The sequence below is a fragment of the Alloalcanivorax gelatiniphagus genome (genome assembly GCF_005938655.1).
Taxonomy (GTDB): Bacteria; Pseudomonadota; Gammaproteobacteria; order Pseudomonadales; family Alcanivoracaceae; genus Alloalcanivorax; species Alloalcanivorax gelatiniphagus.
On record NZ_VCQT01000035.1, the window covers coordinates 38,870 to 52,695 of the forward strand.

The following is a 13,826-nucleotide window of genomic DNA, read 5'->3' on the forward strand; positions in this document are numbered from 1 at the left end:
GTCAAGGTGCCAAGCCCAGGAATAATCATGACGAACCCTATGACCTATAACGATCTCAGCCCGGCCCAGCTCGTCGAACTGGCCGTCCAGCGCAAAGAAGGCCAGTTGTCCGATACCGGCGCCCTGGTGGTGGAAACCGGCCACCGTACCGGCCGCTCCCCCATGGACCGCTTTATCGTCGACGAGCCGAGCACCAGCGAACACATTCACTGGGGCGCCATCAACCGGCCGTTCCCGGCGGACAAGTTCGACGCGCTCTGGGATCGCGTGGCCGCCTTCGTGACCGAGGACGACACCTTCGTTTCCCACCTGCACGTGGGCGCGGACACCGACCACTATCTGGCGGTGAAGGTCACCGCGCAGACCGCCTGGCACAATCTGTTCGCCAACACCCTGTTCATCCGCCCGGAGAAGTACAACCCGCGCGGCAAGGAAGAGTGGCAGATCCTGCACGCGGTGAACTTCCAGTGCGACCCGGAACGGGACGGCACCAACTCCGACGGCACCGTGATCTTCAACTTCGCCCAGCGCAAGATTCTGATCGCCGGCATGCGCTACGCCGGTGAAATGAAGAAAGCCATGTTCGCGGCCCAGAACTTCCTGCTGCCGGAAAAAGACGTGCTGCCCATGCACTGCTCCGCCAACGTGGGCGAGAACGGCGACGTGGCCCTGTTCTTCGGCCTGTCCGGCACCGGCAAGACCACCCTGTCCGCCGACCCGTCCCGTTACCTGATCGGTGACGACGAGCACGGCTGGGGCAAGGACGTGGTGTTCAACATCGAAGGTGGCTGCTACGCCAAGTGCATCGACCTGAGCCAGAAGAACGAACCGATCATCTGGGACGCCATCCGCTTCGGCGCGGTGCTGGAAAACGTGGTCCTCAATGAGGAAACCCGGGTTCCGGATTACAGCGATGTGTCCCTGACCGAGAACACCCGGGCCGCCTACCCGCTGGAAAACGTGGAAAAGCGCGTGTTCGAGAACCGCGCCGGCGAACCCAAGCACGTGATCTTCCTGACCTGTGACCTGACCGGGGTGCTGCCGCCGGTATCCCGGCTCACCCACGAAGGCGCCGCCTACCACTTCCTGAGCGGCTACACCGCCCTGGTGGGTTCCACCGAGGTGGGCGCCGGCAAGGGCATCAAGAGCACCTTCTCCACCTGCTTCGGGGCACCCTTCTTCCCGCGCCGCGCCGGCGAATACGCCGAGCTGCTGATCAAGCGGGTCAAGGAATTCGGTTCCAAGGTCTACCTGGTCAACACCGGCTGGACCGGTGGCCCCTACGGCGAGGGCGAGCGCTTCAGCATCCCCACCACCCGTGGCGTGATCAACGCCATCCTCACCGGTGAACTGGACGATGCCGAAACCGAGCACCTGGACATCATCAATCTGGACGTGCCCAAGCAGGTGCCGGGCGTGGACAGCAAGCTGCTGATGCCCAAGAACACCTGGGCCAGCCCGGAAAACTACGAGCAGAGTGCCCGCGATCTCGCCGAGCAGTTCCAGAACAACTTCGCCGAGAAGTACGCGGACGTTTCCGACGAGATCCGCGCCGCGGGCCCGAAGGCCTGAAGCCGGCCCCGCGCCCCACGAAAAAGCCCGCCACACCGGCGGGCTTTTTTCGTATCGGGGCCGGGACCGATCGGTCAAATCACGCAAAACCGGCGCGGGCACGATTTCGCGCTTTTCTCCACGGCGTTAGACTGGCCGCCGTGACGCAAGGAGTCCGTTGATGAGCAAACCCAAGATAGTCGTGGTCGGCGGCGGCGCCGGCGGCCTGCCGCTGGTCACCCAACTGGGGCGCAAGCTCGGCAAGTACGACCGCGCCGACATCACCCTGGTGGACACCAGCAGCGTGCACGTTTGGAAGCCACGCTTCCATGAAGTGGCCACCGGCGCCATCGACGCCGACCTGGACGCGGTGGATTACCGCGCCCACGCACGCCTCAATCATTACCGTTTCGAACCGGGCTGCATGATCCGCCTGAACCAGCAGGCACGCACCATCACCCTGGCGCCGATCACCGACCAGGAAGGCGAGCAGGTGCTGCCGGAGCGGGACCTGGCCTACGATTACCTGGTCATCGCGGTGGGCTCCCAGAGCAACGATTTCGGCACCCCCGGGGTGCGCGACCACTGCCTGTTCATGGACACCCGCACCCAGGCGGAACGGTTCCGCGAGCACTTCATGAACACCTGCCTGCAGGCCAACTACCGCAACGATCCGGTGTCCGTGGCGATCGTCGGCGGCGGCGCCACCGGCGTGGAACTGGCGGCGGAAATTCACCATGCGGTGGCCATGCTCAAGCTCTACGGCCACGAGCACCTGGACCGCAAGCAGCTCAAGGTCACCGTGGTGGAGGCCCTGCCGCGCATCCTGCCGGCGCTCTCCGAGCGGGTCTCCGCCGCCGCCCAGGAACGCCTGGAAAGCCTGGGTGTGTCGGTGCGCACCGGCGTGATGGTGGCCAAGGCTACCGAGCATGCCCTGGTCACCAAGGACGACGAGACCATCGACGCGGATCTGATGGTATGGGCCGCCGGCGTCAAGGCACCGGAGTTTCTTGGCAAGCTGGAAGGCATCCAGGTCAACAAGATCAATCAGATCGAGGTGGAACCCACCTTGCTGGCCAAGGGCAATGACCGGGTGTTCGTGATCGGCGACTGCGCCTTCTTGAAACCGGAAGGCGCCGACAAACCGATTCCGCCCCGCGCCCAGTCCGCCCAGCAGATGGCCCATCACACCGCCAAGAACCTGCAGCGGCTGCTGATGAACCGGGACCCGAAACCGTTCGAGTACCGCGACCACGGCTCCCTGGTGTCGCTGTCCAACTACAGCTCCGTGGGCATGCTGATGGGCAACCTGAAAGGCGGTAACTTCTTCGTCGAAGGCTGGCTGGCGCGGATCATGTACGTCAGCCTCTACCGCATGCACCAGGCCGCTCTGTACGGCTGGCCGCGCACCCTGCTGCTGCTGGCGGCGGGCCGGTTCAGCAAACTGGTACGGCCGCGTCTGAAGCTGCACTGAACCAGACTCCACACCTTTATTCACCGCTGGGAGGGACCCCATGGCCGTGTTCACCGGCTGGCTGTTGATCATTATCGGACTGGTGGTGGGGGCCGGCGGCGCCTGGCTGCTGTGGCTGGGCGGCAGCGCCTACTATGTGCCGGCGGGGCTGGGCTTTCTGCTCACCGGCGCGCTGATGGTGGCACGGCGCCCCGGGGCGCTGTGGATCTACGCCCTGCTGCTGCTCGCCACCGGCGCCTGGTCGGTGTGGGAAGTGGGCCTGGACTTCTGGGCCCTGGTACCCCGGGGCGCGGTGATCCTGGCCATCGGCCTGTGGCTGCTGCTGCCGTTCATCAACCGGGGCCTGAACGGCACCGGTGGCCAGCCCTGGACCCTCACCGCCGGCCCGCTGGCGGGCACCGTGGTGTTGGCCGCCGCCCTGGCGCTGCTGTGCTGGCAGCGCGACCCCCACGACCTGCAAGGCGCGCTGCCCGGCCCCCGCGCCCCGGCACCGGCCAGCGACATGGAAGACGGCGACTGGCACGCCTATGGCCGCACCGCCCAGGGCCAGCGTTACTCGCCCCTGGACCGGATCACGCCGGACAACGCCAGCCAGCTCCGCAAGCTGTGGACCTATCACACCGGCGACCTGCGCGGCGACGGCGACCCCACCGAAACCACCTATGAAGTCACCCCGCTGAAGGTGGACGACACCCTGTATCTGTGTACCCCGCACCACCGGGTGATCGCCCTGGACGCGGACACCGGCAAGGAGCGCTGGAAGTACGACCCGGAAATCGACCGCGACATCAGCCGCCAGCACCAGACCTGCCGTGGGCTGTCCTACTTCCCCGGGCACCGCGCCGACGACGCCCTGGAGAACGACGGCGAAAGCGCCCTGGCGGCGTCCGGCGCCGGCCTGGACGAGCCGCCGCCCAGCGCCGAGGATCGCCGCTGCCGCCGGCGCCTGTTCCTGCCCACCGCCGACGGGCGCCTGATCGCCCTGGACCCGGACGACGGCCGGCGGTGCCGCCAGTTCGGCGACCACGGCGCGGTGGACCTGTGGGCCAACATGCCCCATCGCCAGGACGGCTTCTATTATTCCACCTCGCCGCCGGTGGTCACCGAGGACCGGGTGATCGTCGGCGGCGCGGTGAACGACAACGTCTCCACCACCGAGCCCTCCGGGGTGATCCGCGCCTACGACGTGGACAGCGGCGAGCTGCTGTGGAACTGGGACCCGGGCAATCCGGAGCAGACCGCGCCCATCGCCGAGGGCGAAACCTACAGCGCCAGCACCCCGAACAGCTGGTCGGTGTCCAGCGTGGACGAGGAGCTGGGGCTGGTCTTTGTGCCCATGGGTAATCAAGTGCCAGACCAATGGGGCGAGGACCGCAACCCGGCCGCCGCCCGCTTTTCCTCCTCCATCGTCGCCCTGGAACTGGCCACCGGCCAGGTACGCTGGGTGTTCCAGACCGTGCACAACGATCTCTGGGATATGGACGTGCCGGCCCAGCCCGGCCTGATCGACCTGACCATGGGGGACGGCACGGTGCCGGCGCTGGTGGCGCCCACCAAGCAGGGCGACATCTATGTGCTGGACCGGCGCACCGGCGAACCGCTGCTGCCGGTGAAGGAACGGCCGGCCCCCGCCAGCCTGGGCTACCAGACCGTGGCGGCCAGCCAGCCCGCCTCGACGCTGAGCCTGGAGCCGCCGCCGCTGCGCGGCCGCGATATGTGGGGCGCCACCCTGTTCGACCAGCTGGCCTGCCGCATCCAGTACCACCGCCTCCATTACCAGGGCCGCTACACCCCGCCCTCGGAGCGTGGCAGCCTGATCTACCCGGGCAACTTCGGGGTGTTCAACTGGGGCGGTCTGGCGCTGGACCCGCGCCGCCAGGTGGCCTTCGCCTCCCCCTCCTATCTGGCGTTCGTGTCCACCCTGGTGCCCCGGGACGACGCCACCACCAACTATGTGTCCGACGGCAAGCCCGGGCTCGGTGAAAACCATGGCGCGCCCTACGCGGTGACCCTGAAGCCGTTCCTGTCGCCGCTGGGGCTGCCCTGCCAGCAGCCACCCTGGGGCTATGTGGCCGGCCTGGATCTGGTCAGTGGCGAGGTGGTCTGGCAACACCGCAACGGCAACGTGCGCGACCTGGCGCCGGTGCCGCTGCCGTTCGAGATGGGCGTGCCGGACCTGGGCGGCCCGATCATCACCGCCGGCGGCGTGGCGTTCATGAGCGGCAGCCTGGACAACACCGTGCGCGCCTACGACCTGACCAGCGGCGAAACCCTGTGGCAGGACCGGCTGCCCGCCGGTGGCCAGGCCACGCCCATGACCTACAGCGATTCCCAGGGCCGCCAGCGGCTGCTGGTGGTGGCCGGCGGCCACGGCTCCCTGGGCACCCGGGCCGGCGACGCCATCATCGTCTACGGCCTGGAACAGTAACCCGGCGGACGCCGGGCCCCGGCAATGGCCAGGGCGAGGGCCAGGCCCTACACTCGATGATTCTTCGAGACGGACGCTGGTTATGAAGCACATTCTGCTGCGCGCCTATCACCTGCTCAGGGACGCGGTGCGCTACTGGCTGGACGCCAACGCCATCAGCTACGCCGGGGCGCTGGCGTTTTTCACCCTGTTCTCCATCGCCCCGGTGGTGATTCTGGCGGTGCAGGTGATCGGCCTGGTGATGAGCACCGACGCGGCCATGGCGCAGATCATGGCGCAATTGAACGATACGGTGGGCCCGGAAGCGGCACAGACGGTGCGCGAGGCGGTGGAACGCAGCCGCCTGGACGACAGCGGCATCCTGCCCACCCTGGTGGGCATCGGCGCCATGCTGCTGGGCGCCACCACCGTGTTCGGTCAGATGCAGCGCTCGCTGAACAATATCTGGGACATCGCCCCCAAGCCGTCACGCAATACCTTCCTGGCGCTGCTGAAAAGCCGGCTGCTGTCGCTCACCGTGGTGCTGTCCATCGGCTTCGTGCTGCTGGTGTCCCTGTTTCTGAGCGTGCTGGTGCAGACCCTGATGGTGTTCGCCCGGGACTGGCTGCCGATCCCCGGCGGCCTGGTGGTGGCGGTGGAAACCCTGGTGTCGGTGGCGGTGGTCACCGCCCTGTTCGCCACCATCTTCAAGGTACTGCCGGACGCGGTGCTGCGCTGGCGGGACGTGCGCCTGGGCGCGCTGATCACCGCCCTGCTGTTTATCTTCGGGCGCTTTCTGATCGCCTTCTATCTGTCGCACACCGCCACCGCTTCCACCTATGGCGCCGCCGGCTCGCTGGTGCTGTTGCTGCTGTGGGTGTACTACTCGTCCCTGATTCTGTTGTTCGGCGCCGCCCTCACCCGCGCCTGGACCGAGGCCAACGGTGTCCATATCCGGCCCAGCTCCGTGGCCGTGCGCGTGCAGCGGCGGGTGCTGGAGGACAAACACGGCGAGCAATTCTGAGCCGCCGCCTTTGATAACCGCATTTCATAACAACCAAAGGGAGAGCCAGATGAATCCACCAGCCCCGGGGGACACGTCCCTGAAAGACCGGGTCATTCTGATCACCGGTGCCGGCGCCGGTATCGGCCGCGCCACCGCCGAGCTGCTGGCCGCCGAAGGGGCCCGGCTGATGCTCGCCGATATCGACCCGGCCGCCGCCGAGTACGCCGCCGAGACCCTGCGCGCCACCGGCGCCGAGGCCCGCGCCTGTGCCATGGACGTGACCCGCGATGCCCAGGTGCGCGACGCGGTGGCGGCCACCCTGGACGCCTATGGCCGCCTGGACGGCGCCTTCAACAACGCCGGCATCGAGGAAGAAAACGACAAGGTGGCGGAGGTGGACGAAGTCCTGTTCGACCGGGTGATGGCCATCAACGTGAAGGGCGTGTGGCTGTGCATGAAGCACCAGACCGCCGCCATGGCCGCCCACGGTGGCAGCATCGTCAACACCGCCTCGGTGGCCGGCTTGGTGGGCGCGCCGCGCCGGGCCGCCTACGCCGGCAGCAAGCACGCGGTGGTGGGCATGACCAAGAGCGTGGCCGCCGAGTACGCCCGCCAGAACATCCGCGTCAACACCGTGTGCCCGGGCATCATCCGCACCGCCATGATGGAACGTGCCATTGAGCAGGCCGCCCGCGCCGGCTACGCCAGCGAGGAAAAGCAGCGCCAGTTCCATGCCGCCATGCATCCCCTGGGGCGGGTCGGGGAAGCCTCCGAAGTGGCCCAGGCGGTGCGCTGGCTGCTGTCCGACGCCTCGTCCTTCGTCACCGGCCACCAGCTGGCCGTGGATGGCGGTCTCACCGCCCTTTGAGTTTTTTGTTTTTTTATCGGGAGAGTTTTCAATGCTGACACTGCACGGCTTCGACGCCAGCAACTACGTGAACATGGTCAAATTCGCCCTGCTGGAAAAGGGCATCCCCTTTGAGCAGGCCACCCTTTACCCGGCCCAGGAAGAGCCGGTACTGGCGCTGAGCCCCATGGGTAAGGTGCCGGCGCTGCAAACCGAACAGGGCTATCTGTCCGAGGCCAGCGTGATCCTTGAATACCTGGACGACCTGGGCCAGGGCCCGGCCCTGTATCCGGCGGAGCCGTTCCAGCGCGCCCGCGTCAAACAGTTGGCCAAAATGGTGGAGCTGTATCTGGAGCTGCCGGCACGGCGCTGCTATGCGGAGGTGTTCTTCGGCGGCCAGGTCAGCGACGAGACCAAGACCCAGGCCCGGGAAGCCCTGCTCAAGGGCATCCACGCCCTGCGCCGCTCGGCGGATTTCTCCCCTTACCTGGCCGGCGACCAGTTGAGCGCGGCGGACGTGATGTTCCTGTACAGCGCCGACCTGGCCCAGGCGGTGGCCGGCAAGCTGTTCGGCCTGGACCTGCTGGCCGAGGCCCCGGGCAGCGCCGAGCTGCTGCAACGTCTCAACGAGCGTGACAGTGCCAAACAGGTGGCCGCCGACCGGGACGCCGCCATGGCGAAATTCCTCAAATACGCCCGCGGCGGTAAATAGACCGCCGCCTTCACGGCACCTGGGCGGCGTGGCATGCTCAATGGCTGTTTCTTCAGCTTTCGGAGTCCGCCATGTCGCCCCGCTTCCGTTCCCCCTCCCTGGCCCTGTCCGCCGTCCTGATGGCCGGCTGCGCCGGGGCGGACGCCCCGCTGACCCCCGAGGAACGCGACAACCTCAGCGCCACGCCGGTGGTGGAGGGGCTGGACCAGCCCTGGTCGCTGGCGATGCTGTCCGACAGCGAATGGCTGATCAGCGAACGCGGCGGCGCCCTGCGCCGGGTGGTCCAGGGTCAATTGCGGGACACACCGGTGAGCGGCGTGCCGGCGGTGGTGGCCAAGGGCCAGGGTGGCCTGTTCGACGTGCTGCCCCACCCGGATTTCGCCGACAACCATCAACTCTACCTGAGCTACGCCAAGGCCTGCGGCGACGGCGGCGCCACCACGGCGGTGGGCCGTGGCGTGTACCGCGACGGTGAACTGGTGGACTTCCAGGATCTGTTCGTGGCGGAAAGCGCCTGCACCGATACCGCAAAGCATTTCGGCGGGCGCATCGTCATCGACGACGACGGCTATCTGTTCCTGACCGTGGGCGATCGCGGCGAACGGGACCGCGCCCAGGACACCGGCGACCACGGCGGCAGCGTTCTGCGGCTGCACGACGACGGCCGGGTGCCGGAGGACAATCCCCTGGTGGGCGACGCCAATGCCCAGCCGGAGATCTGGAGCTGGGGCCATCGCAATCCCCAGGGCCTGGCCCTGCACCCGGACAGCGGCGAGCCCTGGCTCAACGAGCACGGCCCCCGGGGCGGCGACGAGATCAACCGCGTGGAAGCCGGCGTCAACTACGGCTGGCCGGTGATCACCTACGGCCGCGAGTACTATGGGCCGTCCATCGGCCAGGAAAAGAAAGACGGCTACGCCCAGCCGCTGCACTACTGGACCCCGTCCATCGCCCCCTCGGGCATGGTGTTCGTGACCAGCCAGCGCTACCCGGACTGGCGTGGCGACGTGCTGTCCGGCGCCTTGAAACTTACCCACCTGAACCGGGTGCGCTTCGACGGCACCGAGGCGGTGGAGGAACTGCGCTACCTGACCGACCGGGGCGAGCGCCTCCGCGACGTGCGCCAGGGCCCGGACGGCTACCTCTATCTACTCACCGACGCGCCGGACGGCAAGCTGCTGCGCGTGGAGCCACCGTCATGAAGAAACTGAAAAACGAGAAGGAACTGGTCAAGAAAGCCATCACCATGGGCATGGAGTATGGCGAGAAGCGCGGCGTGGTGGAGTTCGAAGCCACCGATTCCGCCGCCGAAAAAGTGGAATACATTTACCGGCTGCTGGTGCACGACAAGCTGATCCAACCGTTGCCGGAGGATCAGGTGTCGCAGCAATCCATGCAGCACAAGCTGGCGATCTGGGCTTCGAAGCAGAAGCCCTGACCGCCGGGCGGGGTGGCGTTAGTCCCGCGCCGAGTAATCCAGCCAGGTGCCTTCCAGGGAACGCTGCTCAACACCCTTGCGGCTGTAATCACAGACCCCGTTGGGGAAGATCGCGTTAAGACGGTCCCACTGACCGCCAGTGAAGAACACATTGCCGTAGTCGAAATCGTCGGTGGGCCGCAGTTCGCACTTGAGGATGTCGTCGGCCACCGGACCACCGGCGGCGATTCTCGGCGTCGGCGTCTTCGGATAAAGGCTGTTGCAGACCCCGGCCTCATCGAAGGTGGCCACTTCGTTGACGCGCTCACCGTTGTCCACCCGCCAGCAGGCATCGGTCGCCGTGGTGGGCTTGTGGTCCACCACCTTGGCGGCGCTGAGCGGCGCCGGATCGGCGACCAGGTCATCCAGCCATTGGCTCATCAGCTCGAACTGCCGCAGGGAAACCTGTTCGGCCAGCTCGGCCAACGCTTCCTGCTGGTCTTCCCCCAGGTTCAGCAGCATCGCCAGCTCCGGTCGGGGGAACAGCCAGACCACCTGATTGTCGGCGTTGCCGTTCTCGCGGATCAGTTTTTCGCGGATCTGGATGTCGTTGTAGATGGTATGAATATCGGCGCCGGGCTCGGCGTAGAAGCGGAGGTGAAAGATCGGCACCGTGGCCAGGCCACCACCGCCGGTGCCCACCCGGCCGCGCCCATAGGCGAGCGCCAGGGCCCGCGGGTCGGCCACGGTACGCTCGGCGGCCAGCTTGCCGTCGGCGTCAAAACCGCCCACGCCCGCGTTCACATCGAGAAACTCGTCCACGGAAATGTCGCCGGCGCGCAGCGCCTGCAGGCCGTACTGAATGCCCACGTTGTCCAGCGGACGCCGCACGATGCCGGTGTCCGGATCGGTGCCCAAGGTATTGATATTGATGTCGTACAGGGAGCAGCGCACGCCGCCCGGGTTGGTGACCGGGTCATAAACCAGGCTGGCGTTGCGCAGGCCACAGGCCGGCGACACCGAACCGCTGTCGACCACGATGGCGTCGCCATTGCCGAAGTCCCAGTTTCTGCAGGTGCCGGGCAGATGACCTTCAAACGCCTGGCGGGTGGCGTCGTCCGCCGGGTGGGCGGTGAAATAGCGATTCAGCAGCCGGCAATCGGAAACCGCCTGGGCGGTGCCGAACACATCCGGGAAGGCGGCATTGGGCATCACACCATCCAACAGGCCGGGGTAGTTCTGGGCGATCAGCATTTGCTGAATGGCACCGCCGGAACCGCCCATGCCGACCATCCACATGGGCACGCCGTACCCTTCGATAAAGCGCTCCTTGACCATCATCATGGTCTCGGCGGCGACCACGTCGTTGACGTTGACCTTGTTCACATTGAGCGTGGAGATGATGTAGCCGTAGCCGCTGGCGATGGCGTGGTTGGCGCCGCTGTCCTTGAACACATCGCCGAAATCGTTATCGCCCTGGTTGTATTGCGCGCCGGTGGACTCACCCAGGCGGAACACCAGCCGGCCATTCCAGCCGCTGTCGTTCCAGGTGCCCTCCACCTGAGGATCTTCCAGCACCGCGATGCGATATATGGAACGGTTCACGGTGCCGGATTCCACCCGCACGATGTAGGGAACGGTGTCGCCGCCTAGCGTGGTGGTAGTGGCCAGATCCGACGGGCGCGGGCCATAGGGGTCGGCCAGCACCTGGCGCTCCCCGGCCTGATTGAAGTAGAAGTAGTCCAGCCGCCGTTCCACCGAGCAGTCCGTGTCCAGCGGCGCGCCCAGGTCGGAGTCCACCGTGCGGCATTCAAACGGCATCAGGTGCGGCCCGGAGAACACCGGGCCGGCGGCGGGATGATTGACCACCTGCAGCGACGCACTCAGGGTCTCGCCCTTCATCGTGGTCGCCTCCACCTCCACCCGGCTGGGGCCCAGTGGCAGGCCGGAGATAACACCGGACAGATCGCCGTCGCGCACTTCCATATCCGGGCTTTCCGGTAGCTCCGCGCCATCCACCCGCACCCGCACCGCCGGCTTCAGCGCCTCATCCGCATGCAGCCGCACGCGCATGTCGCCGCCGGTCACCCGGGCCGCGTCGCTGGACACCACCGACAGGCTCAGGGCCCGGGTTTGCTCACCGTCGTCATGGTGACCACCGTCACCGCCACAGGCCAGCAACAACATGCCCAGCGTGGCGACCACGGCGCCCTTGAGCCCGTTTGCCGAGCGCTCATCCCTTTCATTTTTTATATTCATGGTGCCTCTTTGAATTGTTGTCATACATCATGGCCGGGCACCGGGGACGAACCCGCACGATGCGCTCACCGAAACCGTCAGCCAGAGGCTAGGCCGATCAAAGCGGGCCAGACAGGCACAGATCAGGGAAAAGCGTTGGAACAGTGGTCGGCAACCCACGGAGTGAGACAACCAGCGGCGGCGGGGTCAGCGGGGCGCCGCCGCGCCCCCCACCACCTCCGCCAGGGCGGCCACGCCCCGGTCGATGGCGTCGCCGTCGATCACCCCGAACCCCAGTAGCAAGCCGTCCAGCCCGGGGTCGCCGGCATGGAACGGCGCCAGCGGATTGGCGCGCACATCGGCGGCGTCCAGCCGCGCCGCCAGATCGGGCACCGGCGCCGTGAAGCGCAGCGCCATATGGATGCCGGCCACCTGGGGCAACGGCGTCCACAGGCGCGGATACTCCGCCAGCGCTTTCTCCAGGCGCGTGCGCCGGGCCGCATACAGGCGCTGCATGCGCCGCAGGTGGCGGGCGAAATCACCGCCGATCATCAGCCTGGCCAGCGCCCGTTGGGTGACCAGCGGCGGGTAGCCATCGTTGAAGGCCCGCGCCCGGGTCAGCGCCGTGGCCAGCCCCGGCGGCATCAGCAGATAACCGAGCCGCAGGTCCGCGTGCAGCACCTTGGAGAACGAGCCCAGGTAGGCCACCCGGCCGTCCCGGTCCAGGCTTTTCAAGGCGTCCAGGGGGCGGCCCTGGAAGCGGAACTCACCGTCATAGTCGTCCTCCACCACCAGGGCGTCGTGGCGCCGGGCGAACGCCAGCAGCGCCAGCCGCCGTTCCAGGCTCATCGGCATGCCCAGGGGAAACTGGTGGGAGGGCGTCACATAGACCAGGCTGGCCGACGCCGGCAGCTCATCCACGCACAGGCCCTGCTGGTCCACCGGCACCGGCACCACCCGGGCGCCCCGGGCCTCGAACACCGCCCGCGCCGGCGGGTAGCCCGGCTCTTCCATCGCCACCGTGTCGCCGGGGGCGACACGTACCCGCGCCAGCAGGTCCAGGCCCTGTTGGGCGCCCTGGGTGATCAACAGGGCGTCGCCGTCACAGGCCAGCCCACGGCTGTAGCCCAGGTAGCGGGCGATGGCCAGGCGCAGCGACGCCTCTCCCTGCGGGTCGCCATAGAAGCCGATGTCCCGGGAGGTCTCACGCAGGGCCGCCATCATCGCCCGGCGCCAGGCCGCCCAGGGCAACAGCGCCCGGTCGGTAACGCCACCGGGAAAGTTGTGCCGGCCCGGCGCCAGCCGGCCGGCCCAGGCCGGCGGCGACCGCCAGTGCGCGCCGGGGCCGGGCCCGGCCTGCCGCAACGTCTGTTGCGGCGGCGGTGGCACCCGCAGCACGAAGGTGCCCCGGCCCGTTGTGGCGCCCAGAAATCCCTCCGCCGCCAGGCGCTCGTAGGCCTCCACCACCAGCCGCCGGGACAGGCCCAGTTCCGCCGCCAGCACCCGGCTGGGCGGCAGCCGTTCGCCCGGGGCCACCTGCCCGTCCAGCAGGGCCCGGCGCAGGGCCTCGTAAAGCCGCTGGCCGAGGCCGCCGGCCCCGTCCAGGGAAAGATGAATCTGCACCGTCCGGCCTCGCTGATTGGTCCCGTTAAAGGGTCGAAATTGGATCCTGTTATCGAACCAATCCGATTCTACCCTGAGCGGGTCCCTTCCTCGACCGCCTCAAGGAGGCCCCATGAAAGCCCGATTCGATTACCAAAAAGCTTCACCGGACGCCATCAAGCACCTGTTCGGCTGTCAGAAGGTGTACGCCGCCAGCGGCCTGGAGCCGCGCCTGATGCATCTGGTGGAACTGCGCGCCTCGCAGATCAACGGCTGTGCCTTTTGCATGCACATGCACGCCGGCGAAGCGCGCAAGATCGGCGTGCCCGACGAGGTGCTGGACACCCTGCCCGGCTGGCGCGAGGCGCCTTGGTTCAGCGACCGGGAGCGCGCCGCCCTGGCCTGGACCGAGCGGCTCACGCGGCTGGCCGAGCCGGTGGATGACAGCCAGGAGTACGACCGGCTGGCCACCCACTTCACCGAGAAAGAACGCACCGACCTGACCTATCTGATCGCCATGATCAATGCCTGGAACCGCTTCGGCGTCGGCTTCCGGCGCGAGCCGGAATAGT

Annotated in this window: 11 protein-coding genes; 9 read left to right on the plus strand and 2 right to left on the minus strand. The window is 67.5% G+C overall.

Going from position 1 to position 13,826, the window contains the following annotated elements; genetic code table 11:
- Positions 1-27 precede the first annotated feature (27 nt).
- From FGS76_RS11240 to FGS76_RS11275, 8 genes are all read left to right on the plus strand, one after another.
- Positions 28-1,572, plus strand: a complete 1,545-nt coding sequence (locus FGS76_RS11240) for a phosphoenolpyruvate carboxykinase (protein WP_138772739.1) — start codon at positions 28-30, stop codon at positions 1,570-1,572.
- A 160-nt stretch (positions 1,573-1,732) separates the two neighbouring features.
- Complete coding sequence (locus FGS76_RS11245; protein WP_138772740.1) at positions 1,733-3,025, plus strand: NAD(P)/FAD-dependent oxidoreductase; 1,293 nt, start codon at positions 1,733-1,735, stop codon at positions 3,023-3,025.
- Positions 3,026-3,065: 40 nt separating this feature from the next.
- Positions 3,066-5,453, plus strand: coding sequence for a glucose/quinate/shikimate family membrane-bound PQQ-dependent dehydrogenase (locus FGS76_RS11250; protein ID WP_138772741.1), 2,388 nt, complete (start codon positions 3,066-3,068; stop codon positions 5,451-5,453).
- Between the two features lie 82 nt (positions 5,454-5,535).
- Positions 5,536-6,456: a YihY/virulence factor BrkB family protein gene (locus FGS76_RS11255; protein ID WP_138772742.1), complete on the plus strand. Its 921-nt coding sequence runs from the start codon at positions 5,536-5,538 to the stop codon at positions 6,454-6,456.
- 49 nt (positions 6,457-6,505) lie between these two features.
- Positions 6,506-7,306: a glucose 1-dehydrogenase gene (locus FGS76_RS11260; RefSeq protein WP_138772743.1), complete on the plus strand. Its 801-nt coding sequence runs from the start codon at positions 6,506-6,508 to the stop codon at positions 7,304-7,306.
- Between the two features lie 31 nt (positions 7,307-7,337).
- Positions 7,338-7,997: a glutathione S-transferase family protein gene (locus FGS76_RS11265; RefSeq protein ID WP_138772744.1), complete on the plus strand. Its 660-nt coding sequence runs from the start codon at positions 7,338-7,340 to the stop codon at positions 7,995-7,997.
- A gap of 71 nt (positions 7,998-8,068) precedes the next feature.
- A complete protein-coding gene (locus FGS76_RS11270) occupies positions 8,069-9,199 on the plus strand; it encodes a PQQ-dependent sugar dehydrogenase (protein ID WP_138772745.1) in 1,131 nt (376 codons plus the stop codon).
- Positions 9,196-9,435: a DUF5062 family protein gene (locus tag FGS76_RS11275; RefSeq protein ID WP_138772746.1), complete on the plus strand. Its 240-nt coding sequence runs from the start codon at positions 9,196-9,198 to the stop codon at positions 9,433-9,435. The genes FGS76_RS11270 and FGS76_RS11275 overlap by 4 nt, the downstream gene beginning before the upstream one ends.
- An 18-nt stretch (positions 9,436-9,453) precedes the next feature.
- Here FGS76_RS11275 and FGS76_RS11280 read toward each other — a convergent pair whose 3' ends face one another.
- Entirely contained in the window at positions 9,454-11,673 is a 2,220-nt protein-coding gene (locus tag FGS76_RS11280) for a DUF6351 family protein (protein ID WP_138772747.1), read from the minus strand.
- Between the two features lie 186 nt (positions 11,674-11,859).
- Positions 11,860-13,275, minus strand: a complete 1,416-nt coding sequence (gene pdxR, locus FGS76_RS11285) for a MocR-like pyridoxine biosynthesis transcription factor PdxR (protein WP_138772748.1) — start codon at positions 13,273-13,275, stop codon at positions 11,860-11,862.
- 112 nt (positions 13,276-13,387) lie between these two features.
- Here pdxR and FGS76_RS11290 point away from each other — a divergent pair, with 112 nt between their 5' ends.
- Positions 13,388-13,825, plus strand: a complete 438-nt coding sequence (locus FGS76_RS11290) for a carboxymuconolactone decarboxylase family protein (RefSeq protein ID WP_138772749.1) — start codon at positions 13,388-13,390, stop codon at positions 13,823-13,825.
- Position 13,826 lies beyond the last annotated feature (1 nt).

Bases quoted from the DNA above. Each gene is read 5' to 3' on its own strand.
- FGS76_RS11240 (WP_138772739.1), top strand. From the start codon at position 28: ATGACGAACCCTATGACCTATAACGATCTCAGCCCGGCCCAGCTCGTC.
- FGS76_RS11245 (WP_138772740.1), top strand. From the start codon at position 1,733: ATGAGCAAACCCAAGATAGTCGTGGTCGGCGGCGGCGCCGGCGGCCTG.
- FGS76_RS11250 (WP_138772741.1), top strand. From the start codon at position 3,066: ATGGCCGTGTTCACCGGCTGGCTGTTGATCATTATCGGACTGGTGGTG.
- FGS76_RS11255 (WP_138772742.1), top strand. From the start codon at position 5,536: ATGAAGCACATTCTGCTGCGCGCCTATCACCTGCTCAGGGACGCGGTG.
- FGS76_RS11260 (WP_138772743.1), top strand. From the start codon at position 6,506: ATGAATCCACCAGCCCCGGGGGACACGTCCCTGAAAGACCGGGTCATT.
- FGS76_RS11265 (WP_138772744.1), top strand. From the start codon at position 7,338: ATGCTGACACTGCACGGCTTCGACGCCAGCAACTACGTGAACATGGTC.
- FGS76_RS11270 (WP_138772745.1), top strand. From the start codon at position 8,069: ATGTCGCCCCGCTTCCGTTCCCCCTCCCTGGCCCTGTCCGCCGTCCTG.
- FGS76_RS11275 (WP_138772746.1), top strand. From the start codon at position 9,196: ATGAAGAAACTGAAAAACGAGAAGGAACTGGTCAAGAAAGCCATCACC.
- FGS76_RS11280 (WP_138772747.1), bottom strand. From the start codon at position 11,673: ATGAATATAAAAAATGAAAGGGATGAGCGCTCGGCAAACGGGCTCAAG.
- FGS76_RS11290 (WP_138772749.1), top strand. From the start codon at position 13,388: ATGAAAGCCCGATTCGATTACCAAAAAGCTTCACCGGACGCCATCAAG.